The following is a 26,215-nucleotide window of genomic DNA, read 5'->3' on the forward strand; positions in this document are numbered from 1 at the left end:
TCTTTATCCGCTTTTTAATCCAGTGGTAATTACTTTAAGCCTTCAAGTGTTTCAAGCTGTTCTGTGTATTTTTCTTCTGGAAGTGAAACATAGCCAACATCTTCCGCAAGAACTGATGCATTTTCAAGTGTAAATTGCGTATAAGCTGCAACAGCTTCGTCATCTGCGAATGCTGCATTGCTTACATATGTGAACAATGGGCGTGAAAGTGGAGCGTATTCACCGCTTTCGATTGTTTCGTGATTTGGTTCAACTGCATCGCCTGCTTCGTTTACGATTGGCACTACTTTCACATTGTCTTTATTTTCAAGGTAGTATGCGTAACCAAAGTACCCGATTGCATTGGCGTCACCTGTCACACCTTGGACAAGAACATTATCGTCTTCCGAAAGAGTGGCTGATTTGTCAATTTGACCACCGTCAAGTATTACTTCATCGAAATAATCAAATGTTCCAGAATCCGTTCCTGGTGAATAAAACTTAATTTCTTCTTCCGGCCAGCCTTCACGAATGTCTGACCATTTTTTTGTTGAACCATTATCTAACCACAGCTTTTTCAATTCATCTACTGTTAACTGGTCAACCCAGTCATTGTCTTTATTTACAACAACGGATAATCCGTCATAAGCAAGTTCCAGTTCAGTATATTCAATACCCGCGTCTGCAAGAGCTTTTGCTTCTTCCTCTTTGATCGGGCGTGATGCATTGGTCAATTGTGTTTCGCCAGCGATGAATTTCTCAAAGCCGCCGCCTGTTCCAGACAATCCAACTGTTACTTTCACATCGGGCTGTTCAAGCATGAACTCTTCTGCCACTGCTTCAGCAATTGGATAAACAGTTGATGAACCATCGATTGAGATTTCGCCTTGAAGCTGTGCATCGCCTGCGCCAGCTTGATCTCCTGCGCCATCTTCTGTTTTTGTTCCTGTATCAGCGTTGCCGCCGCATGCGCCTAATACGAGCGCCGATCCTACTAGTGCTGATAACGTGAGAACTTTGACTGGTTTCATTTCTTCATTTCCCCCTGCAAGTTTGTTTTTTTGTTATTCGCTACACTAAATACAATAAAGGATGAGTATTAATAAGGTTTTAATAAAATGTTAAGGTTTTGTAAATCCCACATAATTATGAGAAATGCACCTTGCTTTTTTATATTGAAAGCGATTACGACTGCTGAATAGACAGCTTTTATAGTTTTTGCAAATAACTAAAAAAAATTCATTTTTTTTATGAAAAAGATCAAATAATTGTGCAAAACGATCCTTTTGTAAAAAAAAAACGGCCTTTCCGTTTGACGGAAAGACCATTTTTTACTCATTTTCTAACTTAGTCGTTTCTGTTTTTGTAACAATATCTTGATCGATTACCGCTTCAGTTGGTTTTTCATTTACTTTTTGTTCCTTCAGTTCAAAATATTTGTCCATGGCCCGCCGGCCGATATAATGGTTAATTGGAATGGAGCTGGAACTGTCTTCATACGCCCATGGAACGACGACTGCCATGGCAACTTCCGGATTGTCGTATGGAGCATATCCAACAAGTGTTACATTCCAGGTCATTTCATGTTTATTCGGCTCTTTTAATGGACCGTCATACACGCCTTCTGCCGTACCCGTTTTAGCAGCCATTTTATAGGGCGCATCGCCAAAATAGCTTGATGCTGTTCCTTCAGACGCCTGCGCAACGAGCCGGAATCCTTCTTGAACACGTTCAATCCATCCTGGTTCAAGATCCAGTGTATTCAATACAGTTGGCTGAATTTCTTTCGCAATTGGACCAATTTTGTTTGTTTCCGAAATAGGCTCCCTAATCTCCTTTACAAGGCGCGGCTGCATACGATAGCCACCATTTGCGATTGTGGATACATACTGCGCAAGTTGAAGGGGCGTGTACGTATCGAATTGACCAATAGCGAAGTCAAGCAGTTTACCCGGTTCAGTTTTATCAATTATCCCCTTATAGCCTGCTTGTTCGCCGGGCAAATCAATTCCCGTTTTTACACCAAGGCCAAACTGACTGAAGTAATTACGCATTGTCGTAAAAGCGTCAATATCAATGTCCAAGCTTCTATTTGGAACATAGCTCGCGCCGCCAATCTTCATTGCTGTTTTAAACATATATACATTCGATGACCGCATTAGCGCATACGTGTCACTAATGCCAAAAGCACCGCCACGGTTAAACCAGGAGCTTTTCGGGTTTGTCCCAGCAAACTTCAACGGTTCGTCTACCATATACTCACCTGGCTCGTTTACACCAGTCATATAACCAGTTAACACGGTAGCGCCTTTAACAGCCGATCCCATCGCATAAGACGTTGTCATATTACCCAGGGCGAAGTCAAAAATTTCCGCTTTGCCGTCAACCACCTCGTATTTTTTACCAGCCATAGCCAGGACTTCACCTGTATTCGGATCCATCATTGTAACAAATGCCCGGTCTAAAAACGGATGATAGCCCGATTTAGCTTTTTTAAGTTCCTCTTCAATAATTTGTTCTAAGGCTGTCTGGAGGTCCATATCAATTGTCAGGACAAGGTCTTTTCCTCTTTGTCCTTCTGTAATAATTTCGGAATCCAGCACATTTCCGGATTTATCAGTAATGTTTTTCATTTTTGTTTTCTGGCCGCGCAGCACATTTTCATATTGATATTCTAAATAACTTTTGCCGACACGGTCATTGCGGCTGTAATCATGGGCTAAATAATAATCGACCATTTCTTTCGGCAATCCTTCTTTAGAAGAAGAAATATTTCCCAGAACCGTTTTTAATGTGTTTTCATAAGAATAGGATCGTTCCCAGTCCGTTGTTGTATTCACTCCTGGGAGTGATGATAAATTCTCGCTGACCACTGCATACTCCACGTCTGTTACATTTTCATTTTTTACAATTTGCGGGGTCTGTGCGTAACCGGATGTAAATTCCCGATAAATAGCCAGCACTTCAAGTTCTGCAGCTGACAACCCTTTCAAATCACCTTCAGTAATGCGCTCAAGCTGCAGATCATAAATATCCTCTTCTAGCAGCTCGTCATTTTCATATGCGGTCCATTCAGCCTCTGTCACTTTCGCTTTTGCTTTTTCTTCGTTTTTTCCAATCCAAAAGTCTTTCATGTCCCGCTCTGTTACTTGATCTGTTTCTTTTTCGATCAACTGGGCAAGCTTCTCCGCTGTCTGCATCATTTCTTCTGTATCTGGACTTGATGAGCGGGTATACGTTATTGCGTTTTGTGGAACATTATCCACGACAATTTCACCGTCACGGTCATATATTTTTCCGCGTGGAACGCTCGTATTGACTGTCACGTCTTCTGTCCGCTCAATTTTGCGCTGAAAATCTTCTCCTTGAACAATTTGAACAATGCCAAGCCGGAAAATGAGTGCCGAAAATAATAGAAACACTACAAAAAACAGCATGTTCATCCGAAACGGCACGTGCGTTTTTTTCTTTTTGTTCACTTTTTTCAACCGCCTAACCCTTTCTATGCTTCTTATACTTTATTATCCATTGTACCGAAACTAAATACTTTTTTCCACCAAAAAACCGGCCCGATAATCGGACCGGCTTTCATCCAGCACTTTCTATTAAAGAGCTGCTTCGTACCGTTTTGATACTTCATCCCAGTTGACAACATTCCAGAATGCAGCAATGTAGTCAGGACGGCGATTTTGATAGTTTAAGTAATACGCGTGCTCCCAAACATCAAGACCTAGAATTGGCGTTTTGCCTTCCATAATTGGTGAGTCTTGATTCGGTGTGCTTGAAAGCTCAATTTCACCGTTTGCAACAGACAGCCATGCCCAGCCAGAACCGAAACGTGTTGCGCCTGCTTTTGCAAACTCTTCTTTAAATGAATCAAAGCTTCCGAATTTTGCGTCAATGGCTTCCGCCAATTTACCTGATGGAGCGCCGCCGCCATTTGGAGAAAGAAGCTGCCAGAAAAGAGAGTGGTTCGCATGCCCGCCGCCGTTGTTGCGGACTGCAGTACGTGCAGATTCAGGAACTGCGTCTAAATTAGCAATTACTTCTTCTACTGATTTAGAAAGAAGCTCTTCGTTGCCTTCAAGAGCAGCATTTAAGTTCGTAACATACGTGTTGTGATGTTTAGTGTGATGGATGTTCATCGTTTCTTTGTCGATGTGGGGCTCTAGTGCGTCATACGCGTAAGGTAGTTGTGGTAGTTCAAAAGCCATTGTAAAATTCCTCCCAAAAATAAAGTGATTTACTTAACATAACAAGATTAACAAAATTATGAATATGGTGCAACGATTATGCCCATAAAAAAAGAAGCAGCCATAACGGCTGCTTTCAGAGTGTAGACAAATAAAACCTTTTGTCAGCACATTTGATTTTTCTTCTTCATCCTTGTTCTTTGGTGATGGCGGTGTATAGCTTTCTGATTGGAGCCGACATGCGGCGGGCTCGCGACTTCGCGTTCCGCGGGCAGGCCAGGTGAGCTCGTTTCCGTCGCTGCGCGCCTCTACCGATCTCACCTGGCCTGCTAGTCCCGCAGGAGTCTTCACCGCAAGCCCGCCGCCGCTGTTTCTATAAAAGCAGCGCATAAAAGAGCTGGTTCATGGGGACATGCTCCTCTGGCGACAGCGCCAAAATGGGACCGTTACGATGCCCCATTCGTTTTCGTGAATAAAAGCCAGCCAAAAAACGGCACGAACATTCGCAGCTCTTTTAAAAAACGGTGTGAAGCAAAAAGGATGCAGACTCCTGCGGGAACAGCGGTGAACGTGAGACCCCGCAGGAGCGGGAGCGACTAGGAGGCTCACGCACTGCCCGCGGAAAGCGAAGTCCTTTTTGCTTCACCTATCGGCCCCTTCAAAAAAAGACTGACGACTTTGCCGACAGCCTGGAAACAGCCATAACGGCTGCTTTCTCTTATAAGTCACGGATGCCGAGAACGGCTTCCGCTATATTTACCGCATGGTCTCCCATACGCTCTAAGTTCGAAATGATATCGACAAAAACCATACCCGCCTGACCTGTACATTTTCCATCATTTAAGCGTAAAATGTGCTGCTTACGAAGCTTTCTTTCCATTTTGTCGATCAACTCTTCTTGTTCAACCACTTGTCGGGCAAGATCCATATCATTAGAATCAAGCGAACGGATTGATTTTGATACTGTTTCAATCGTTAATTTAAACATTTCATCTAAATCCGCAGATGCCTGATCTGAAATTAAGACTTTATTTGCTTGCTGGTATTCTACTAATTCGCATACATTTTCTGCATGGTCTCCAATCCGCTCAATATCGCGAACAGCATCTAGCAGCGTCGAATGGCGTTCTGATTCTGCCGCGCTCATTTGCTTAGAACCCACTTTTACAAGATAATCTGTAATTTTTTGATCAAGGTTATCAATTGCTTCTTCAAGCTGTTCCGCTGTTGAAGCATGCTTTTGATGTTTTGTTTTTAAGTATTGATGCGTTTCTTCCATTGCCTTAATCGCATAGTCGCCCATACGGACCACTTCTTCTTTTGCCTGGCTTAAGGCTATAGAAGACGACTGTTCAATAAAAATCGGATCAAGATGTTTTGGTTTATATTCAATAAATGAATCCTCACCTGGAATCAGCTTTGTTACGATCATCGCAAGAACCGCAACAAACGGCAGTTGAATGAATGTATTCGTCACATTGAAGGTGCCATGTGCAAAAGCAATTGTCATTTCCGGATTAAGCCCCATTAATTGCTGCAAATAACTGATAAAGGCCGTGTAGAGCGGCAAAATAATTAAGAAAATGACTGTGCCAATGATATTGAATAACACATGCGTTGCGGCAGCGCGTCTTGCCGCTACAGAAGCACCAATCGAAGCAAGAACTGCTGTAATCGTTGTCCCAATGTTGTCCCCGAATAGAACCGGAAGTGCAGCATCAAGTTCAAGAAGTCCTTCAGCAAAAAGCCCCTGCAAAATCCCAATCGTCGCACTGGAACTTTGAATGACCATTGTAAAAACGGTGCCGACAAATACGCCCAAAATCGGACTTGAAGCCATATTCAATGTTAATTCGCGGAAAGAATCAAGCTGCTGGAGCGGTTTCATTCCGCCGCTCATTAATTCAAGTCCGTAGAAAAGTGAACCAAATCCGAAAACAATCCGGCCAATATTATTCAATTTTTTACTAGTAAAGAAAAAAATCAGCATCGAGCCAAAAGCAAGAATCGGCAAGGAGTACTCTCCAATATCGATTCCAATAATAAATGCCGTAATAGTCGTCCCAATATTTGCTCCCATAATAACACCAATCGCTTGTCGCAGCGTCATAAAACCGGCACTGACCAATCCAACGGTGATAACGGTTGTGCCCGAACTGCTTTGAATCAAAACGGTAACTAATACTCCGGCAAGCACCCCCATTAACGGATTCGTCGTGAACCGGTCCAGGATTTCCCGAAGACGGTCGCCTGCCGAAGCCTGCAATCCATCACCCATCTGTTTAATGCCATACAAAAATATCCCAAGTCCGCCCAAAAATTGGAACAGCATTTCTTGGATATCAATCTCCATTTTTCCAGCTCCAGTCAATTGTTTTCAGCAAAATCCTCCCCAATTATGAAGAGAATATATAAATAAAGTAAAGACCTACACTTAAAATTTACATTTTATTAATAATAAGCTGAAAATGTTACTACTATATTACAAATAATAATTATTTTAAAAAATGACATAGATTCGTTCCGTTACCTGCTATATAATAAGTTTGATTTTGCTTTCAGAAAGGATCTCACCTTTATGCCGTTATATAAACAATTCATTAAAAGCCTGTACTCGCCAAAACATATCGCTGCTTTCCGACTGCAAGGAATTGGAAAAACCATTCAGTATCTTTTTGCATTGGCACTCGTTATGAGCTTGCCTGCCTTCATTGCTGCATTCGTTTACATGACCGCGGGTAAGGAATCAGCTAAAAAAACGGTTGAAGAAGTGCTGCCATTATTAATGATGGATCAAAATACGTTTATCTTTATTCCCGTTGCTCTTTTTTTCTATTATATTTTGTTATCATTCATGTTGTTTTTAAAAGCATCGATCTTTGCAGGAGTTGGTCTTGTTGTCGTTTCCCGCTTAAAAAAACGTGGTGAATATCGACATTTATTTAGAATGGCCGCTTATGCACTCAGTCTGTCAGCTCTACTGACAACGCTAGCTGAATTGGCACATTGGACATTTCCTTATGCCTACGCAGTTGATTGGCTGTTGATTGCCGGTATGCTCTTTCTTTCGATCCGCTATCTGCCTGGCGCACCGAAGTAAACGCAATTGTTGTCTGAACAGGCGTCCCTCTGATAGAATGGAACTGAAATGATATTTAGATTAACTTTTAAAGGAGCGAATCACCATTGAGTGAAATCACCCACCGCACGAAAACCCGTCCAGTTAAAGTCGGCAATTTGACGATTGGCGGCAACGATCAAATCGTTATTCAAAGCATGACCACAACGAAAACACACGATGTAGAAGCAACTGTTGCAGAAATTAACCGTCTTGAAGAAGCAGGCTGCCAAGTTGTCCGTGTCGCCGTTCCGGATGAACGCGCTGCAGACGCACTTGCCTCCATCAAAAGCCAGATCAATCTTCCGCTCGTTGCTGATATTCATTTTGACTATAAATTGGCGCTGAAAGCAATTGAAGCAGGCGTTGACAAAATCCGTATCAATCCCGGCAATATCGGCCGCCGTGAAAAAGTAGAAGCTGTCGTAAATGCAGCGAAAGCTAAAGGCATCCCTATTCGAATTGGCGTCAACGCAGGAAGCCTTGAGCGAAAAATTCTTGAGAAATATGGCTATCCGACTGCAGACGGCATGGTTGAAAGTGCACTGCATCACATCAAAATTTTGGAAGACCTTGATTTCCATGATATTATCGTTTCGATGAAAGCATCTGATGTCAACCTGGCGATTGAAGCGTACGAAAAAGCGTCTAAAGCGTTTGATTATCCCCTTCATTTAGGGATTACTGAGTCTGGTACACTTTTTGCCGGCACAGTGAAAAGTGCGGCCGGTCTCGGTGCGATTTTAAGCAAAGGCATTGGCAATACGCTTCGCATTTCATTAAGTGCTGATCCTGTTGAGGAAGTAAAAGTGGCTCGTGAACTGTTGAAATCATTTGGCCTCGCTGCTAATGCCGCTACACTTATTTCATGCCCAACATGCGGACGTATTGAAATTGATTTGATTGCCATCGCCAATGAAGTAGAAGAGTACATTTCAACGATTAAAGCCCCAATTAAAGTCGCTGTTTTAGGCTGTGCGGTAAACGGTCCGGGAGAAGCGCGTGAAGCAGATATCGGCATCGCGGGTGCCCGCGGTGAAGGTCTTTTATTCCGCCACGGCAAAACGGTGCGAAAAGTGCCGGAAGAAACGATGGTCGAAGAATTGAAAAAAGAAATCGATTTAATTGCGGAAGAACATTATCGTAAACAAGCGCTTGCGGTCGAACAGTGAAAAAAATGAAAGAAAAGCGTTTTGGCATTGATATCGATGGGACAGTTACATGTCCGGCCAGCCTCGTTCCCTTTATTAATGATTCGTTTTCATTAAACATTACTTTGCAGGACATCAAGCAATATGATCTTTCCGCAGCGCTAAACATTTGTCCTGATAAAATGCGTGACTGGTTTGATCAAACAGAGCCGGCTATTTACGCCGCTTCTCCTCTTGCGGAAGGAGCGGACAAAGTTTTAGCAAAATGGCAAAAAACGTTTCATTTGCTTTTTATCAGCGCGAGGCGCCAGCATCTTTTCGATATTACCGAACAATGGTTTCATGATCAGGAGATTCATTATGATCATATCGAATTGATCGGCTCACATGACAAAGTGGCAGCAGCAAAACGCCATGGAGTCGATATCTTTTTTGAAGACAAGCATGATAATGCGGTAATGCTGGCTGAAGAGCTTAACATTCCTGTTGTCCTATTCAATACCCCTTATAATCAAGATACGGTGCCAAATGATGTTATACGCGTTGATAACTGGCATGAAGCAGATCTATGGGTACAGCAGTGGCTTCAGTAGGGTGTAAAATCAGTCCGTTGCTGCGTACGTAAAAAAGCGTGACTCAGGGAATCTCCGAGTCACGCTTTTTTTGTACACACTTCACATTTTCCATAGACTTCAAACTTATGCCCGGTTATTTCACAGCCAGCCAGCTCCTCTACTTCATTCATCGGACACATATGAATTTCCTTTGTCTTTCCACAGTCCATACATATAAAATGATGGTGGTGGTGATTGTGTGCGCAGGCAAAGCGAAAGTGGCGCTCACCTGATAATTCCGTTTCTTCAAGAACATCCATTTCTGCGAAAAGAGCAAGGTTCCGGTAAATCGTATCAAAGCTCAGTCCTGGATAGCCTTCCTTCATTTCTTCAAGCACATCTTTAGCAGTCAAATATTTATCATGGCGGGCAAAAAGCGCCAGCATTTCTTCACGCTTTCCCGTTTGCTTGTAGCCTTTTTCTTTCATAATTTCCATTGCTTTTGTTACATTCATGATGGACCCCCTTCCATTAGTTTTTCTCCTTTTTCCAAATAATCACGCCAAGTAATATAAGAATCGAGGTTACAACGATCGTCCCACCTGGCGCAAGATCAAGATAGAAAGCACTGATGAGACCGGTAAGCACAGATATTTCCCCAAATAAAACAGATAGCCAAATTGTTTGTTTAAATCCTTTCGCGACACGCATCGCTGCCGCAACTGGAAGTGTCATCAGGGCTGATACAAGCAATACCCCTACAATCCGCATTGAAACAGCAATGACAAGTGCTGTTAAAATAATAAACGCCATATGAACGGCTTTTGCGGGAATTCCTGACGCTTTAGCATACTCTTCATCGAACGACAAAATAAACAATTCTTTATAGAGAAAGTACACGGTAATCAAGACAATGGCGCTAATACCGATCACCGCATAAAGATCCTCTCTGCTGACCGCGCTAACGCTGCCGAATAAATAGCTGAATAAATCCGTATTAAATCCGTCAGCAAGTGAAATAAAAATGACGCCAATCCCAATGCCTCCTGACATCATAATCGGGATCGCCAGTTCTTGATAATGCTTGTACACACTTCGCAGCCGCTCAATTAGTAATGAACCGCCAACAGAGAAAGCCATCCCGAAATAAAGAGGGTTTACTGCCGTAAACGCAGGGATCGTCTGTCCGAGAAACAAGCCGGCAGCGATGCCAGACAGTGTTACATGGCTAAGCGCGTCTGCAATAAGGGATAAACGCCGGACAACGATAAAAGCACCTAGCAGCGGTGCGATAACACCGATAATAGCGCCGGAAAGAAAAGCATTTTGCAAAAATTCATACGTAAAAATGGCTTCTATCATAATGGTCTTCCCTTCAATGATCGTGGTGATGATCAAGCAGGCGAATGCCGTGTCCGTATAAATCAGACAGCTCTTGTTCATCTAACTCCACAAATTGTTTCATACTGCCGTGAAAATGCAAATATTTATTCAGACAGGCCACATGGGTAACTTTATCGGTAATAGTGCCGATATCATGCGTAACGAGCAAAAGTGTCATCCCGAGTTCTTGATTTAAATGCGTGAGCATACGATAGAATGAATCGACATTTTGGCTGTCTACCCCAACAGTCGGCTCATCTAAAATTAAAATGGATGGATTGGAAACGATGGCTCTCGCAATAAAAACACGCTGCTGCTGGCCGCCGGATAAGTCTCCAATATTCCGCGTTAAAAATGTTTCCATGCCGACAGCCCGGATAGCCTGTGCTACTGCCTCTTTTTCTTTTTGGCCAGGCCGACGGAATAAGCCGATTTTTTTTGTTAATCCGCCCATGACTACTTCAAAAACCGTTGCCGGGAAACCTGTGTTAAATGAATTTGCTTTTTGTGAAACAAAACCGATCCGGTCCCATTCTTTAAATTTGTTCTGGGGTATGCCAAAAAGCTCAACATTCCCTTCTTTCGCTTTTAACAAACCTAAAATAATTTTTAACAGTGTTGATTTTCCGGATCCATTTGGCCCGACCAGGCCGACGAAGGCACCTTTTGGAATCGATAAATTGATATGCTCGAGTACATTTTCGCGGTCATAACGGAAGTTCACATCGCGTATATCAATGACAGGCGGTTTTTCCTTCATATATAGAACTCCTTTAACAGTAAGAATGATTACGATTTAAACACTATACAGTATACAGTATGACCGCTTTCAAGTAAACGAAGTGACCCCAGGAAAGGAGTAGATTATGCAGCCTCTTCATCAAATCGTCAACCGACGCGTTCAGTCTATTACCAAAGCCGAACTCATGGAACAATCGAAAAAATTCCAAGTGGCGTTAACGGAAAAACAAGCCGATCAGTTTATTGAATGGCTTGCGAATCATGAAGTGGATTTGTTTTCCGAAAAAAAAAGGACCGAGCTGTTTCAAGCAGCTGAAACAATTCTCGGTAAACGAGAAGCAGCAGCCCTTGAAATGATGCTCCATCCGTATATGCATTTCCTTAAATTATAACGCTCTCTGTAACTTTATCCCGCACGCTTTCATCAAACTGCTTTGCGCGAAGCATCGCAATTTCTTGAAGGTATGGCGGTTTTTTTGTGTTCTTATCTTCGCCAATGTAAGGCGTTTCTAAAATCTTCGGCACGTTAATTAGCTGCGGGTGATGCACGATATAAGAAAGCGCATCAAAGCCGATGTAGCCGAAGCCAATGTTTTCATGACGGTCTTTTCCAGCACCGCGTTCATTTTTACTGTCATTGATATGAAGTACGTTTAAACGATCGATCCCAATAATTCGATCAAATTGTTCGAGTACACCGTCAAAGTCTTCTCGGATATTATAACCTGCGTCATGTGTATGGCATGTATCAAAGCAAACCGACAGCTTATCATTTTGATTCACCATGTCCATAATTATCGCAATTTCTTCAAATTGCCGCCCGCACTCAGTCCCTTTTCCCGCCATTGTTTCCAGCGCAATTTGAACTGTCTGATTTTGCTCTATTACTTCATTCAAGCCTTCCGCAATTTTTTTCAATCCCGCTTCTGTACCTGCGCCGACGTGAGCACCGGGATGAAGAACAATCTGGCTGGCACCGATGGCCGTGGACCGGTCAATTTCCATCCGAAGAAAATCGACGCCAAGCTGAAATGTTTCCGGCTTAATCGTATTGCCCAGATTAATAATATAAGGAGCGTGGACAACGATCTCATCGATTCCATTTTGCTCCATATGGCGGCGGCCCGCTTCAATGTTCAAGTCTTCAATCGGCTTGCGGCGTGTATTTTGTGGTGCGCCTGTATAGACCATAAAAGTAGATGCACCGTAAGAAACAGCTTCCTCACTGGCACCGAGCAGCATTCTCTTGCCGCTCATTGAAACATGCGATCCAATTTTCAACATTCTTCAAACTCCCTGTTACTTTTTATTACGAGCATCAATACGGCGCTGCCGTTTTTCAATTTTTGCAACTTCCATTTTCCGTTTCTTTTTATAACCCGGCTTTACTTTTTGCGGACGGCTTGTCACTGCTCTTACTTGCGGGTTGACGTTTTCTTCTTTTTTCTCCCGCTTTTTCCGGCGGTTCCGATCAGCTGTTTCTACTACTTCTCCGCCACGAACATCACCGTTCGAAAATGTGATGTCACGCTTTTCAAGCTTGGCAATCGCATCTTCATCCGCCGGCAAATAAACCGTCGCACAAATACCTGATGCGCCGGCACGAGCCGTCCGGCCTGCCCGGTGAATATAAAAATCGAGATCAGCTGGCAGCTCATAATTGATCACATGGCTGACGCCTTCAATATCAATGCCACGGGCCGCAAGATCTGTTGCGACGATATATCGATACTCGAGGTCATGAACCTGCTTCATCATCTTTTTCCGTTCACGCGGCGGCAAATCCCCGTGAATGCGGCCGGTTTTCAATCCTTTTTCCGAAAGCTTATCCGCCACTTCATCCGCTTTTTGTTTTGTATTTGTAAAAATAACCGCCAAATACGGATTGAATGCTTTTAATAAATCGTACACAACATCTACTTTGTCGCGGCTTTTCGCTGGAATCAGCAAGTGCTCAATGTTTGCAGCGGATGTCCGTTTTGGCTCAATGTGCACATATTCTGGGTTTTCCATATATTTCTTTAAAAATGGCTTTAATTTTTGTGGGATTGTTGCAGAAAAAACAAACATGCCAAGCTGTTCAGGCATACCAGATGCAATTCGGTCAACATCATTAATAAAACCCATATCAAGCATTAAATCGGCTTCGTCTACGACGAGCATCTCCGCTTTGTGAACAGAAATCGCATTATCGCCAATGAGGTCAGCGATTCTTCCTGGAGTTCCGACCATAATGTGCGGGGGGGTTTTTAAACGTTCCACGTCTCTTTTCTTATCCGTTCCGCCTACAAAATTCCGAACAACAATTTCTTCTTCCGATTCTTTCGCTACTTTTTGAAACGCCTGATAAAGCTGAGTAGCGAGTTCACGTGTCGGGGCTGTAATTACCGCTTGTACTTCTTTTTTATCTGTTTGAATACGGTTTAAAATCGGAAGCACATACGAATGTGTTTTTCCTGTGCCGGTTTGGGATTGGCCAATCGCACTTTCCCCTTTTAAAATAAGCGGAATCATGTTTCGCTGAATCGGCGTGGGCTCTTTAAAGCGCAATGCTTCAATTCCTTTATAAATAAACGGTTTTAGCCCGTAGTGTTCAAATGTATGGTTTGCCATATGGCATCAAATTCCTTTCACGTTCAAAGTTTATGCACGTTACGATGATATACTAAAAGCGCGTAGAAAGCAAAGGAACGTTTACGCACATGCCTGTTCCAAAATGAATATGATAGAGAAAAAGGAAAGGGTGACTGTTTTGCTGCATCGATATGCGCCAAATCCAGGCCGCAGTTCTTTTTATTCAAATCCAGGCCGCAATTTTTTTAATCCACATCCTCCCGCTCCGCCTATTCGAGCTAATCCTTCTGTCCCCGGTTTCACCGCAAAAACAGGCAATTGGCTTCAACAGGCACAGCAGTTTATGGCAACCGCAGAGCAAGTGCGGCCGCTCATTGATCAATATGGTCCGATGGTTAAAAACCTGCCTCAAATGTGGAAGCTCTACAGGGCTGTCAATTCCATGCCAGATCCGGATAGCCCGGAAGAAAAAAAGACAGAACCATTGAAAGTGGAAGCTCAAAAGAAGGAACTCTTGAAGAAAGAAAAAGTGGAGAAAGAACAAGTGAAGAAAGAACCAATTCGACCCGCTGAATCCGTACCATGGTTTCCAGGACGATATAGTTGAATGCTTTGTTTTCAGTGCTTTCTCATTTATAATAGGAAAGAGAAGAATGAGGAGGCTGCTGTATGGAAATTATTAAAATTTCACCCCGCGGTTATTGTTACGGTGTAGTTGATGCGATGGTCATCGCCCGCAACGCCGCTCTCGATAAAACATTGCCGCGCCCTATTTATATTTTAGGCATGATTGTCCACAATAAACATGTGACAGATGCATTTGAAGCGGACGGCATCATTACGCTAGACGGAAAAAACAGGAAAGAAATTATTGAGCAAGTGACAGAAGGAACTATCATTTACACTGCTCACGGCGTGTCGCCGGAAGTACGCGAAATCGCCCGGCAAAAGAATTTAACGACGATAGATGCAACTTGTCCGGACGTGACGGTTACTCATGATTTGATCCGAGCCAAAAAATCAGAGGGCTATCATGTCATTTACATTGGAAAAAAAGGACACCCGGAACCGGAAGGCGCTGTTGGCGTCGCACCTGAAATCGTTCACCTGGTTGAAAATGCGGATGATGTCAACGCGCTTCACATAAAAAACGATAAAATTATTGTCACTAACCAAACAACGATGAGCCAGTGGGACGTTGTGGATATTATGGATGCCATTAAAGAAAAATATCCACACGCTGAAATGCATAAAGAAATATGCCTCGCTACACAAGTTCGCCAGGAAGCGGTAGCCGAACAAGCCGGTGCTGCAGACGTGCTCATTGTGGTTGGCGACCCAAAAAGCAACAACTCAAACCGTCTAGCACAAGTATCGATTGAAATTGCCGGCACGAATGCGTACCGTGTATCTGATGTATCCGAAATTGATATCGAGTGGCTGAAAAACGCCAAAACAGCTGCCATTACAGCAGGTGCTTCCACACCAACCCCCATCGTTAAAGAAGTAATTCGATTTTTAGAAGCGTTTGATCCAGAAGATGAATCGACTTGGATACGCGAACGGAAAGTACCGCTTGAGAAAATTTTACCGAAAGTCAAAAAATCCACGCTAACCTCACGTTAAAAAGCAGCTCCGATTTTCCCGGAGCTGCTTTTTTTTATAAAAATTGAAACGGGTCCGTGTCTACAGCAGAAGCGACAAATGCAACATCCCATTTTTGTTTAGAAGCCTGCTCGTGAAGTATAGCCGCAACGCCTTTTTTCATTACTTTTTCTACGTTATGGCCCGGATCAACAACGGCCAGTCCTTCCGCATCCGCGTCATGTGCCGTATGGTAATAAAAGTCACCTGTCACATACACATCTGCTCCTTTGCGAAGCGCGGTCTGCCAATATTTGTTTCCATCTCCGCCAAGCACCGCCACTTTCCGGACAATGCGCGTCATATCTCCAACGACACGGACACCGCCAGACTCAAGAGATTTCTTTGCCTGCTCCGCAAATTGCTCAAGGGTCATCTCTTCTGGCAGCAGGCCAATCCGGCCAAGACCGAGCGATTCTCCCTTGTTTTCAAGAGAATAGATGTCATAAGCTACCTCTTCATATGGGTGTGCTTTAAACATGGCTCCCAGCACTTTTTTCTCCAATTGCGCAGGATAAATCGTCTCAATTTTTTCTTCCTGCACTGCTTGTAATTGACCGGAATGACCAATAAACGGATCCGCACCCTCTTCCGGCTGAAAACGACCTGTTCCTGCTTGAGAAAATGAACATTCACTGTATTTCCCAATAAAACCTGCTCCCGCTCCTCCAAGAGCGGCTCTTACGGCTTCTGCATGATCTATTGGCACAAAAACGGCGAGCTTACGAAGCTCTTCTGTCACTGTTGGCACGAGTACCTCTGTATCAATGAGGCCAAGCGCACTTGCTAATAAATCATTGACGCCGCCTCTGGCCACATCCAGGTTTGTATGAGCCGCATAAACAGCGATGTCATGCTTGATTAGCTTTTCAATGACCCGTCCTGCTGTTTGTTCTGTTTGAATGGAACCGAGCGGACGATAAATCATTGGGTGATGGGCGATGATCAAATCAATGTTTTCTTCAATCGCTTCATCCACTACACTTTCAAGTACATCAAGCGCAATCATAACCCGCCCGCACGGTTTGTTTAAGCGGCCAATCTGCAATCCAACTTTATCGCCATCCATCGCATATGATTTCGGTGAAAATCGTTCAAACATCTGAATAATTTCATGTCCATTAGGCATTTTCATCGATCACCACATCCTTAATCCACTGCTTTTTTTGTTCCAATTCATGTTTTTTCTTTTGCGTACTTTCATTATTTTGTGCAGCTGACAGCTGGCTGAACACTCGTTTGATTTGCTCAAGTTCCCGGTTCCATTTTAACTTAAACGCCTCATTTTGCCGTTTCATTAATACGGGACCAAAATAAATTTCTTTCTGAGATAAACGCCGTGAAGAACCCGCCACGGCACTGATTACTTCATAGAGCTGGCCGTCTTCTTCCAAAATCTCTTCTTGCTCAATCGTCCAGTTATTCGCATCAAGCCATTCTCGGACCGCATGCCCGGCTATATTCGGCTGCAAGACAAGTTTTTTTACACCCGGCAGCTTTTCCTTTCCATCTTCCAAGATCGAGGCAATGAGCGGTCCGCCCATTCCCGCAATGGCAATACACTCTACTTCTCCAGCCATTAAAACAGCTAGACCGCTTCCTTTACGGACATCAATCTGTCCTGATAACCCTTCTAACAATACTTGTCGTCTGGCAGACTGAAAGGGACCCTCCACCACTTCTCCAGCCACAGCTTGGTCCACTAGTCTTTTTTTCACTGCGTAACAAGGAAGATATGCATGATCTGAGCCGATATCCGCAAAAGTTCTAGCAGGTTGAATAAAAGACGCGACCATTTCTAATCGTTTTGATAATTGATTGCTATTCATATACATTCACCGCTTTTTATTAAAATTCTTTTCTATTTTATCATATTTTCAAAAAGAAAAAGGCCTTTGCATAATACAAAGGCCTCGTTCTAATTCATTATTTAATTTCAGCAAGCCAAGCAGCCATTGCTTCAGCATTTTCCTCTGGAACAAGTCCTGGCGGCATACCGCCTTTACCGTTTACAACGATATCCTGGATTTCTTCTTGTGAAAGCTTCTCACCTACACCTTTAAGTGATGGACCAGCGCCGCCTTCGTAGCTGCTGCCGTGACAGCCGATACAAGATGACTGGTAGTGCGCTTCCGGATCAAATTCGCCGCCTGCAGCTGTGTCACCGCCGCCTTCTTTTTCCGCTTCTTCTTCACTTGCAATTTCTTCTGCATTGTCGATTCCGTCTAATGACAAGAAGAACATCAATCCAAGTCCGAATACTGCGATCAATAAAAATGGAATTAACGGATTGCGATTCATGTTGTTTACCCCTCCCTTTTATGTATACGTGTTAATCAAAAAGTACAAACACCTATCATTTTACTTGAAAATCATTCTGTGGAAAAGGCTTACGTAAAAGATTTTTTCGTCATTTCGCAATTCTGACACATTTTAACCTCTTGCCAAGAAAAAAAGGATGACTAGAAAGCCAAGACCGCCTGAAATCGTAAAATAAAGAAGCCGCAGCTTGATGCCTGTATAGATCCAGAGCAGACAATTTAAAGACAGCAGGCCGTATAAAGAGTAAGGATTGTCATGAAACAGGCGCGTATGCAGCTCTAATGAAAGCAAAAGCATTAATATGGCCGCTCCTAAAAACAACAGCGGAGCAAGTACTTTTTGCCTCGAAAAGAAGAGAGCAAGCAGCAGCAAGCTTCCGACAAAACTTGTCAAAATCACTGTTTGCAAAAGAAAAGACAATTCCGTAAAATAAAGAATAAATACAGCAACTGGCAAAAGCAAAAAAGCGAGCAATGCTGACGTCATATGAACGCGTCTAATTTTGGCTCGCCTGCCCGATTCTGTAAATTCTTCTCCCTGCATATAAAGAGCCAGTAAATAGTCACAATAATGCGGCGGCAGCATATGATTTTCTTTCCAAAGAAGTATTTCATGAATAATAATATCTTTTTTATCTTGTTTCATCCTGCGTCACACCCCAATAAACAATACTATTCGTGACGAGATACAATTATCCTGCTTTCCCGCATGAAAAAAGCCGGGAAAACCCGGCAAGCAATGCATTTTATTCTAAGAAATCTTTAAGACGCTTACTGCGACTCGGGTGACGAAGCTTTCGGAGGGCTTTTGCTTCAATTTGGCGAATACGCTCACGTGTCACGCCGAATACTTTGCCTACTTCTTCAAGTGTACGGGTCCGGCCGTCATCAAGTCCAAAGCGAAGACGAAGTACATTTTCTTCTCGGTCTGTTAACGTATCAAGAACGTCTTCAAGCTGCTCTTTCAGCAGTTCATAGGCCGCGTGCTCAGACGGAGATGTCGCTTCCTGATCTTCAATAAAATCACCAAGGTGTGAATCATCTTCTTCACCAATCGGTGTTTCAAGTGAAACAGGCTCTTGTGCAATTTTCAAAATTTCACGGACTTTTTCTGGGGTTAAGTCCATTTCTTCGGCAATTTCTTCCGGTGCAGGCTCCCGACCGAGATCCTGCAAAAGCTGGCGCTGAACGCGGATCAATTTGTTAATCGTTTCAACCATATGAACGGGAATTCGGATTGTCCGTGCCTGATCTGCAATCGCACGAGTAATCGCCTGACGAATCCACCAAGTAGCATACGTACTGAATTTAAATCCTTTGCGGTAATCAAATTTTTCAACTGCCTTGATAAGTCCCATGTTCCCTTCTTGAATCAAGTCAAGAAACAGCATTCCGCGTCCTACATAACGTTTGGCGATACTGACAACAAGCCGCAAGTTCGCTTCTGCAAGACGGCGCTTTGCTTCTTCGTCCCCTTCTTCAATGCGGTGGGCAAGCTCAATTTCTTCCTGGGCGGATAAAAGATCGACACGGCCAATTTCTTTCAAGTACATGCGCACCGGGTCATTAATTTTCACACCCGGAGGAACGCTCAAGTCGTTTAAATCAAACTCTTCACTTTCTTTTTCAAGCTCTTGGATGTTCGGATCGTTTTCACCATTGCTTTCCTCTTCATCGACAAGCTCGACCCCTTGTTCTGTCAGGGATTCGTAAAATTCATCAATTTGTCCGGAATCCACTTCAAATGAGGCAAGTTTATCCGCCACATAATTATATGTTAATTCCCCTCTTTTTTTACCTGTTTCAATAATGAGTTCTTTTGCTTTTTCGAGTGTTAATTCAGTTTCTTTGGAACGTGTTGACTTTTCAGTCATTAGTCCCCCTCCTTCCAACTTCCTGGACGTAACTAGCGGGTAAGTAATTTTTCGAGCGAAATAATTTCGTGCAAAATGCGTGCAGCACCTACGTAATCGTGGCGTTTCTCTGCTTCAATGCGCTCTCTTTTTTTCTCTTCAATCTCAAAACGGCGATGCTGCTTTTGAATTTCTTTAACATAATCACGCAGCTCTTCTTCTCCGGGTTCATGATTTATGGTTGTTAAGCTAATATCCACGGCTAGACGCCGAAGCTGATCATCTTGCAGCACAGATAAAAAAGATGCCATATCCGGTTCTTCGGTTTGTTCATAATACCCAAGTAAATACGTAAAAAGCGCTTGATGCTCATCAATTGAAAACGGATCACCTTCCAGCATCGCCCGAAGTCGTTCTGTAAGGTCTGGATTGACGAGCATATGCGCCAACAGTCTTCTTTCCGCTGTTTCATGACGCGGATATTGTCGGATCGACCGTTCTCGCTGTGAAAAAGCACTGGTTGATGTTTCTTTTTTAGGAAGCGTTGCTTTTGGAGGGCGCTTTTTTAAAAAGAGCGTTTTTTCCTGCTCCTGCAATGCCTGCAGCGAAAGTGAAAATTCATCAGCGAGACGGCGCAAATAATGATCACGCTCTACTGCTTTTTTCAAGCCCGCGATTTCTGCAAGTACTTCTTCAATGTATCGAAACTTTTGCTCATCATCCCGCATGTTTTTTCCGCGTTTTAAATAATCCATTTTAAACGCCATGAATGTGAGCGACGAGTCTTTCACGTAAGCGGAAAAAGCATCCGCTCCTTTTTGCTTAATAAATTCATCCGGATCGAGCTGTTCTGGAAGAACGGTCACTTTTACAGACATATCGTGACTCACCAGCATATTTGCTGCTTTATAAGCGGCATTTAAACCGGCATTGTCTCCGTCATAACAAATAATCGCCTGATCGGAAACACGCTTTAACTGCTTAATATGTTCTTCTGTCAAGGCTGTACCCATGACCGCAACGGACTGCCCGAAACCAGCTCTGACTGCAGCAACGACATCTGCGAACCCTTCAAAAAGGACGAATTGTTTTTGTTTTTTGATCGCAGTCCGTGCTGCATTGAAATGGTACAGAAGGCTGCTCTTATGAAAAATAGGTGTTTCAGGTGAATTTAAATATTTTGGCTGTCCGTTATGAAGATCACGGCCTGAAAATCCAGCCACACGCCCTTTCTGATCATGAAGCGGGAACATGATCCTGCTTCGAAACCGGTCGAAATAACGGCCCGTTTCGTCGTTTTTGATCAATAGCCCGGCTCGTTCCATCCGTTCAATGGAAAAACCGCGTTTTTTCAGGATGTTCAGTGCAAATTCAGGCTGCGGCAAAGCCCAGCCAATTTGGAAACGGTCAATGTCCTCATCCGTAAATCCACGTTCGTGCAAATAACGAAGTGCTTCGTTTCCTTCTTCAGTGTTTAGCAATACATGCCGGTAAAATTTCGCCATCAGTTCATGCGCTTCATACAGATCGGCATTTTCGTCTGTTTTTGTTGGCTGTTCGCTTTCTGATGGAGAAATATCAAGTGCCACGCCTGCACGATCGGCAAGTCTGACGGCGGCTTCCTGGAAAGGGAGCTGATCCATTTCCATTAAAAAAGTAAACGCGTTACCTCCAGCGCCACAACCGAAACAATGGTAAATTTGCTTCTCGGGTGACACGGAGAAGGACGGCGAGTTTTCACCGTGAAATGGGCATAAGCCGAAATAATTTCGACCCTGTTTTTTTAGCTGAACATAATCCCCGATCACATCGGCGATATCAACGCCCTGTTTAATCTGTTGAATCGTTGCTTCAGGAATTCTTCCAGACATGTGACATCACCAGCTGTAAAATCGTATTTTGTATTTATTCTACACACGTGAATAGAATCCTTCTTTTCGCACAAAAGTTCGTTAAAAAGAACACCTTGTTGTATAAATGCGATCAAAAGAGAGGTTACATACTTAGTTTATTCTTTTGAAGGGGGGTCTAAACCTTTTTCGAATACTTTTTATCACAATATTCTATTATAGAACATTTTCACAAAAATGAAAAGTACATAATCAGTCGATTATGTACTTTTCCGGCTTCGATACAGGCTCATAATAATATTCGCTGTTTCTTCAACCGCTTTGTTTGTTACATCAATGACATCACAGCCAATTTTCGCTGTAATTTCTTCAAAATACATTAATTCTTTTTTTATCCGTTCCACATCTGCATAGCTTGCGCTGTCATCAAGTCCTAAAGAAATAAGTCGTTCGCGGCGGATCGAATTTAATTTTTCTGGACTGATTTTTAAGCCGATGCATTTTTCTTTCGGAACAGAAAACAATTCCTGCGGCGGATCCACTTCCGGTACAATCGGTACATTGGCCACTTTCACCCGTTTATGCGCCAAAAATTGCGATAACGGTGTTTTCGACGTACGAGAAACACCAATTAAAATGATATCTGCTTTTAACAATCCTCGCGGATCACGGCCATCATCATATTTAACGGCGAATTCGATCGCGTCTACTTTTTTGAAATAATCTTCATCTAGACGACGAACGAGCCCTGGCTCAAATAATGGCTGCATCGTATACATGGATTCAAGCTGATCCATCAATGGGCCGATTAAATCAAATACCTTTATATTATTCGCTTCGGCAGACTCAATCATGTATCTCCGGATGTCCGGCTTTACGAGCGTATATATAATAATGCCTTGATCTTCCTTAGCGAGGCTGATTACTTCATCGATATGAGCAGGGTCTTCCACATATGGAAACCGTTTAATGACGGCATGTGGGCCGCTGAACTGGCTTAGAGCTGCTTTTGTGACGAGTTCCGCTGTTTCACCGACGGAATCAGACACGATATAAATGATCGGATCGTTCACGTATCGTAGCCGCCTTTCTTTTAATGATCATCATCAGTTAATGATACAAATGCCCGCGTAATCGTTGTTTTCGTTACACGGCCGGTCACTTCTAGCCCTTTGCTTGTTTTCTTAATAACCGGTACACAATCAATTTGCTTTTCAAGAAGTGTTCTGGCGACATCGAGCAGCAAATCATCCCGTTCACAGACGGCAATGTTTGGCATACGTGTCATAATGATGTTTACTGGAAGAGAATTTAAATCCTGCTTGCCAATGCTTGCGCGAAGCAGATCCTTTCTCGACAAAACACCAGACAAGCAAAATGATTCATCTACAACAAATAAAGTTCCGACGTCTTCAAGAAACATCGTAACAATGGCATCATAGACCGTTGACTGTTCTTTGACAGCGACCGGGACTGCCTGAAAATCACGAACGTACAGCTTCATTAGGCTTTCTGTTAACAGCTGTGTTCCTGATTTCCCCGTATAAAAATAACCGACACGCGGACGCGCATCCAAAAATCCAGACATTGTTAAGATAGCCAGATCTGGACGCAGCGTCGCGCGGGTTAAGCTTAGCTGATCGGCAATATGTTCTCCGGTAATCGGACCGTTTTCTTTTACAATTTCCACAATTTTTTTCTGCCGTTTATTTAATTCGATTGTCCTCACCACCCCGTCAAAATAAACCCCGATGTTTTATCTCATCTCATTATTATAGCTCATTTTCACCGAATAAACAGCGGGCAGTGCAGGATGGACCGGTTTATTTTACGAGGACGGCCGTCACTTCCGCAAACTCAAGAATAATGCGGGCAAGATGCTGCATAACAGCAAGGCGGTTTTGCTTCAATGTTTCTTCTTCTGCCATTACCATTGTATTGTCGAAATAACGTTCAATGGCGGGCTTAAGCATGGCAAGCTGCTGATAGCGGTCGTCTGCTGCTGCCGTTTTATCCCACTCGCTTTGCAGCTTTACATATTCACTGTACAGCTCTGTTTCCTGATCATTTTGGAATAACGCCGGATTCACGTCACGTTCGCCATCCGCTTTTTTCGAAATATTGACGATACGGCTTAATGCTTCCATTGTTTCTTTAAAGTCTATATCATCTTTATGATTCATTAAAACAGCAGCTGTTTCTTCCATGTCAGACAGCGTACCTGTTTTTGTCAAAACTGCATCGATGATATCATAACGAATTCCTTTTTCCTGTAAAATATGCTTTACACGAAGTGCAAAGAATGAACTGATTTCCGCTTGTAACGTCTCAGCATCTTTATCACCAATATTGTCTGCCAGCACTTCTGCAATGGCAGAGGAAATGATATCTGAAAGCGTCACATTCCAGTTGCGCCTCATCATTGTCTGCACAATGCCCGCTGCCTGACGGCGAAGCGCATATGGATCCTGCGAGCCTGTTGGAATGATACCCACCGCAAAACAAGCCGTAATCGTGTCAAGTTTGTCCGCTATGCTGACAAGTGCGCCTGTTTTTGTTGAGGGAACAGAGTCATCCGCTGAGCGTGGCATGTAGTGTTCGTTCACCGCCACAGCCACTTCTTCTTTTTCACCTTTTTGACGGGCATATTTCTCTCCCATAATACCTTGCAATTCTGGAAATTCATAAACCATTTGTGTCACTAGGTCAAATTTACAAATTTCTGCTGTGCGGTCTGCAAGCAATTTGATCTCGTTCGTTTCGTTCATCAACTCAGCTATATTCGCTGTAATTCGGCGAATACGGGTGACTTTTTCGGATAGGGTACCAATTTTTTCGTGATATACAATTTTTTCAAGCTTTTGAAGAGAATCGGCGATTGGCGTTTTTTGATCTTCTTTGTAGAAGAAATCCGCATCTGCCAGACGGGCGCGCAATACTTTTTCATTGCCGCGTGATACTTTGTCTATCGCATGGCTGTTTCCATTTCGGATCGTAATGAAATGCGGAAGCAGTGTACCATCTGCTTTTTTCACCGGGAAATAGCGCTGGTGCTCTTTCATTGATGTGATCAGTACTTCTTCCGGCAATGCCAGAAACTCTTCGTTAAAGGAACCGGACAGGGCTGTCGGATACTCAACCAAGTTGTTAACTTCTTCTAACAGTGATTCATCGACAGGAATCATCCAGTTGTTTTTTTGTTCCAGCTGCTTTAGTCCCGCTAAAATCATGTCACGGCGTTCAGTCGGATCAGCAACAACAAACTGCTGCTTTAATGTATCCACATAGGCAGACGCTTCCTTAATGCTCGCCCGTTCCCCTAAAAACCGGTGCCCGGCTGTTTCAGTTCCTGTTTGTACGTCTGCGACGCTGAACGGAATGACATTTTGACCGAATAAAGCGGTGACCCACTTAATCGGGCGCACGTAGCGAATATCGCTTGAGCCCCAGCGCATATTTTTGCCAAATGTTAACGCCAAAATGACATGTTCAAGACCAGAAAGCAATGCTGCTGTTTCTTGTCCTTTTATAAATTTCTTTACATGTGCATACTCAATGCCTTTTATTTCTTTAAAATAAATATCATCCGTTGTCATACCTTGGCCTTTTGCAAAACCGGCGGCTGCTTTTGACCATTCCCCGTCTTCTGTCTGCGCGATTTTTTTCGCTGGGCCTTTTGCTTCTTCATCAATATCTGCTTGCGCTTCTGATACATTTTTAACAATGACCGCCAGCCTTCTTGGTGTTGAAAAAGTGTGAACCTCTCCAAATTCAATGTTTAATTCCGTTAAATAAGTGCTCACTTTTTCACCGAGCTGCTTCATTGATTGGGTGACAAATCGTGCCGGCATTTCCTCCAGACCGATTTCCAATAAAAGATCTTTACTCATGAGCTGCATCTCCTTTCCGGTTTAAAATTGGGAAGCCTAACTTTTCCCTTTCATCATAAAATGTTTTCGCAACCTGGCGGGCAAGGTTCCGCATCCGGCCGATATAAGCGGTCCGTTCCGTAACTGAAATCGCTCCCCGGGCATCGAGAAGATTAAATACGTGCGAACATTTTAAAACGTAATCATACGCCGGATGTACAAGCCCTTCATCCATTTGACGTTTTGCTTCTTTTTCATACACGCCAAATAAGTTAAACAGCATGTCCGGATCAGATGTTTCAAATGTATACTTTGAATGCTCAAACTCCGCCTGATAAAAAATATCATGAACTGTGAACCCGTTCGTCCACTCCAGTTCAAATACATTTTCTTTATCTTGAATGTACGACGCCAGGCGCTCAATGCCGTATGTAATTTCAACAGATACCGGCTTGCACTCAAGACCCCCCACTTGCTGGAAGTACGTAAACTGAGTGATTTCCATTCCATCAAGCCATACTTCCCAGCCAAGGCCTGCACAGCCGAGCGATGGATTTTCCCAGTTGTCTTCAACAAATCGGATGTCATGCTCAAGCGGATCAATGCCAAGCGCTTTTAATGAATCCAAGTATAATTCTTGAATATTGTCCGGCGACGGTTTCATAATAACTTGAAATTGATGATGCTGATATAATCGGTTTGGGTTGTCACCGTAACGGCCATCTGCCGGGCGGCGCGACGGCTCTACATACGCCACATTCCAAGGCTCCGGTCCAATCGCCCGTAAAAATGTGTAGGGACTCATCGTACCGGCTCCTTTTTCCACATCATATGCCTGCATTAAAATACATCCCTGATCGGACCAATGCTTCTGGAGCGTTAAAATCATCTCTTGAATATTCACTCTAATTCCTCCTTTTTTGTAAGAAAAGCGTAAGGCGCCTATTTATGGACTTATGGAACAAAAGCTAAGAACGCGGCATCG

25 protein-coding genes are annotated in these 26,215 nt (G+C 43.3%); 6 read left to right on the forward strand and 19 right to left on the reverse strand.

All coding sequences use genetic code 11. The annotated features are described in order from the left end of the window. Positions 1–29 precede the first annotated feature (29 nt). From NLX67_RS18000 to NLX67_RS18015, 4 genes are all read right to left on the reverse strand, one after another. The gene (locus tag NLX67_RS18000; protein ID WP_254312826.1) at positions 30–1,010 is read right to left on the reverse strand and encodes a PstS family phosphate ABC transporter substrate-binding protein; all 981 of its coding nucleotides are present in this window, start codon (positions 1,008–1,010) and stop codon (positions 30–32) included. Between the two features lie 300 nt (positions 1,011–1,310). After that, positions 1,311–3,422 carry a peptidoglycan D,D-transpeptidase FtsI family protein gene (locus NLX67_RS18005; protein ID WP_256519983.1) on the reverse strand — a complete coding sequence of 704 codons (2,112 nt, stop codon included), beginning with the start codon at positions 3,420–3,422 and terminating at the stop codon, positions 1,311–1,313. A gap of 162 nt (positions 3,423–3,584) precedes the next feature. After that, complete coding sequence (locus tag NLX67_RS18010; RefSeq protein WP_046178792.1) at positions 3,585–4,193, reverse strand: superoxide dismutase; 609 nt, start codon at positions 4,191–4,193, stop codon at positions 3,585–3,587. 697 nt (positions 4,194–4,890) lie between these two features. Beyond that, on the reverse strand, positions 4,891–6,525 hold the full coding sequence (locus NLX67_RS18015; RefSeq protein ID WP_254312827.1) for a Na/Pi cotransporter family protein: 1,635 nt from the start codon (positions 6,523–6,525) through the stop codon (positions 4,891–4,893). 225 nt (positions 6,526–6,750) lie between these two features. Between NLX67_RS18015 and NLX67_RS18020 the strand changes: the two genes are divergently transcribed. The 3 genes from NLX67_RS18020 (at position 6,751) to NLX67_RS18030 (ending at position 9,034) form a co-directional block, all read left to right on the forward strand. Continuing rightward, the gene (locus tag NLX67_RS18020) at positions 6,751–7,272 is read left to right on the forward strand and encodes a DUF1189 family protein (protein WP_254312828.1); all 522 of its coding nucleotides are present in this window, start codon (positions 6,751–6,753) and stop codon (positions 7,270–7,272) included. 95 nt (positions 7,273–7,367) lie between these two features. After that, on the forward strand, positions 7,368–8,462 hold the full coding sequence (ispG, locus tag NLX67_RS18025) for a flavodoxin-dependent (E)-4-hydroxy-3-methylbut-2-enyl-diphosphate synthase (protein WP_254312856.1): 1,095 nt from the start codon (positions 7,368–7,370) through the stop codon (positions 8,460–8,462). 5 nt (positions 8,463–8,467) lie between these two features. After that, complete coding sequence (locus NLX67_RS18030) at positions 8,468–9,034, forward strand: hypothetical protein (protein ID WP_254312857.1); 567 nt, start codon at positions 8,468–8,470, stop codon at positions 9,032–9,034. Between the two features lie 59 nt (positions 9,035–9,093). Here NLX67_RS18030 and NLX67_RS18035 read toward each other — a convergent pair whose 3' ends face one another. Genes NLX67_RS18035 through NLX67_RS18045 form a run of 3 tightly spaced genes read right to left on the reverse strand, consistent with a single transcriptional unit; the run spans position 9,094 to position 11,138 of the window. Continuing rightward, complete coding sequence (locus NLX67_RS18035; RefSeq protein ID WP_254312829.1) at positions 9,094–9,510, reverse strand: Fur family transcriptional regulator; 417 nt, start codon at positions 9,508–9,510, stop codon at positions 9,094–9,096. A 16-nt stretch (positions 9,511–9,526) separates the two neighbouring features. Continuing rightward, positions 9,527–10,357 carry a metal ABC transporter permease gene (locus NLX67_RS18040; RefSeq protein WP_254312858.1) on the reverse strand — a complete coding sequence of 277 codons (831 nt, stop codon included), beginning with the start codon at positions 10,355–10,357 and terminating at the stop codon, positions 9,527–9,529. Between the two features lie 13 nt (positions 10,358–10,370). Next, the gene (locus NLX67_RS18045) at positions 10,371–11,138 is read right to left on the reverse strand and encodes a metal ABC transporter ATP-binding protein (RefSeq protein ID WP_254312830.1); all 768 of its coding nucleotides are present in this window, start codon (positions 11,136–11,138) and stop codon (positions 10,371–10,373) included. 106 nt (positions 11,139–11,244) lie between these two features. Between NLX67_RS18045 and NLX67_RS18050 the strand changes: the two genes are divergently transcribed. Next, positions 11,245–11,511 carry a DUF2624 family protein gene (locus tag NLX67_RS18050; RefSeq protein ID WP_254312831.1) on the forward strand — a complete coding sequence of 89 codons (267 nt, stop codon included), beginning with the start codon at positions 11,245–11,247 and terminating at the stop codon, positions 11,509–11,511. Here the strand turns inward: NLX67_RS18050 and NLX67_RS18055 are convergent. Both NLX67_RS18055 and NLX67_RS18060 read right to left on the reverse strand, forming a co-directional pair. Continuing rightward, the gene (locus tag NLX67_RS18055; RefSeq protein WP_254312832.1) at positions 11,501–12,403 is read right to left on the reverse strand and encodes a deoxyribonuclease IV; all 903 of its coding nucleotides are present in this window, start codon (positions 12,401–12,403) and stop codon (positions 11,501–11,503) included. The two genes, NLX67_RS18050 and NLX67_RS18055, sit on opposite strands and share 11 nt — an antisense overlap. Before the next feature lie 15 nt (positions 12,404–12,418). Beyond that, a complete protein-coding gene (locus tag NLX67_RS18060; RefSeq protein WP_254312833.1) occupies positions 12,419–13,732 on the reverse strand; it encodes a DEAD/DEAH box helicase in 1,314 nt (437 codons plus the stop codon). A 139-nt stretch (positions 13,733–13,871) separates the two neighbouring features. Between NLX67_RS18060 and NLX67_RS18065 the strand changes: the two genes are divergently transcribed. Then, positions 13,872–14,300 carry a YqfQ family protein gene (locus tag NLX67_RS18065; protein ID WP_254312834.1) on the forward strand — a complete coding sequence of 143 codons (429 nt, stop codon included), beginning with the start codon at positions 13,872–13,874 and terminating at the stop codon, positions 14,298–14,300. 62 nt (positions 14,301–14,362) lie between these two features. Then, positions 14,363–15,319 (forward strand): 4-hydroxy-3-methylbut-2-enyl diphosphate reductase, encoded by a 957-nt coding sequence (locus NLX67_RS18070; protein WP_046178779.1) that lies wholly within the window; start codon positions 14,363–14,365, stop codon positions 15,317–15,319. A gap of 34 nt (positions 15,320–15,353) precedes the next feature. Here the strand turns inward: NLX67_RS18070 and NLX67_RS18075 are convergent, their stop codons facing one another. The 10 genes from NLX67_RS18075 to glyQ form a co-directional block, all read right to left on the reverse strand. After that, the gene (locus tag NLX67_RS18075; RefSeq protein WP_254312835.1) at positions 15,354–16,472 is read right to left on the reverse strand and encodes a Nif3-like dinuclear metal center hexameric protein; all 1,119 of its coding nucleotides are present in this window, start codon (positions 16,470–16,472) and stop codon (positions 15,354–15,356) included. Beyond that, on the reverse strand, positions 16,459–17,166 hold the full coding sequence (locus NLX67_RS18080; protein WP_046178777.1) for a tRNA (adenine(22)-N(1))-methyltransferase: 708 nt from the start codon (positions 17,164–17,166) through the stop codon (positions 16,459–16,461). Before NLX67_RS18080 ends, NLX67_RS18075 begins: the two co-directional genes overlap by 14 nt. Before the next feature lie 97 nt (positions 17,167–17,263). After that, the gene (cccA, locus tag NLX67_RS18085; protein WP_046178776.1) at positions 17,264–17,638 is read right to left on the reverse strand and encodes a cytochrome c550; all 375 of its coding nucleotides are present in this window, start codon (positions 17,636–17,638) and stop codon (positions 17,264–17,266) included. 132 nt (positions 17,639–17,770) lie between these two features. Then, complete coding sequence (locus tag NLX67_RS18090; protein WP_254312836.1) at positions 17,771–18,304, reverse strand: hypothetical protein; 534 nt, start codon at positions 18,302–18,304, stop codon at positions 17,771–17,773. Between the two features lie 100 nt (positions 18,305–18,404). After that, positions 18,405–19,532, reverse strand: a complete 1,128-nt coding sequence (gene rpoD / locus NLX67_RS18095) for an RNA polymerase sigma factor RpoD (protein WP_046178774.1) — start codon at positions 19,530–19,532, stop codon at positions 18,405–18,407. Between the two features lie 32 nt (positions 19,533–19,564). Then, positions 19,565–21,382, reverse strand: a complete 1,818-nt coding sequence (gene dnaG, locus NLX67_RS18100) for a DNA primase (RefSeq protein WP_254312837.1) — start codon at positions 21,380–21,382, stop codon at positions 19,565–19,567. A 239-nt stretch (positions 21,383–21,621) separates the two neighbouring features. After that, the gene (locus NLX67_RS18105; RefSeq protein ID WP_254312838.1) at positions 21,622–22,434 is read right to left on the reverse strand and encodes a pyruvate, water dikinase regulatory protein; all 813 of its coding nucleotides are present in this window, start codon (positions 22,432–22,434) and stop codon (positions 21,622–21,624) included. Positions 22,435–22,454: 20 nt separating this feature from the next. Then, the gene (gene ccpN / locus NLX67_RS18110; protein ID WP_046178771.1) at positions 22,455–23,093 is read right to left on the reverse strand and encodes a transcriptional regulator CcpN; all 639 of its coding nucleotides are present in this window, start codon (positions 23,091–23,093) and stop codon (positions 22,455–22,457) included. Between the two features lie 91 nt (positions 23,094–23,184). Next, positions 23,185–25,251, reverse strand: coding sequence for a glycine--tRNA ligase subunit beta (glyS, locus tag NLX67_RS18115; protein ID WP_254312839.1), 2,067 nt, complete (start codon positions 25,249–25,251; stop codon positions 23,185–23,187). Further along, complete coding sequence (gene glyQ, locus NLX67_RS18120) at positions 25,244–26,134, reverse strand: glycine--tRNA ligase subunit alpha (protein WP_046178769.1); 891 nt, start codon at positions 26,132–26,134, stop codon at positions 25,244–25,246. The genes glyS and glyQ overlap by 8 nt, the downstream gene beginning before the upstream one ends. Positions 26,135–26,215: the final 81 nt, after the last annotated feature.

It is taken from the genome of Domibacillus sp. A3M-37 (assembly GCF_024213455.1).
Taxonomy (GTDB): Bacteria; Bacillota; Bacilli; order Bacillales; family Domibacillaceae; genus Domibacillus; species Domibacillus tundrae.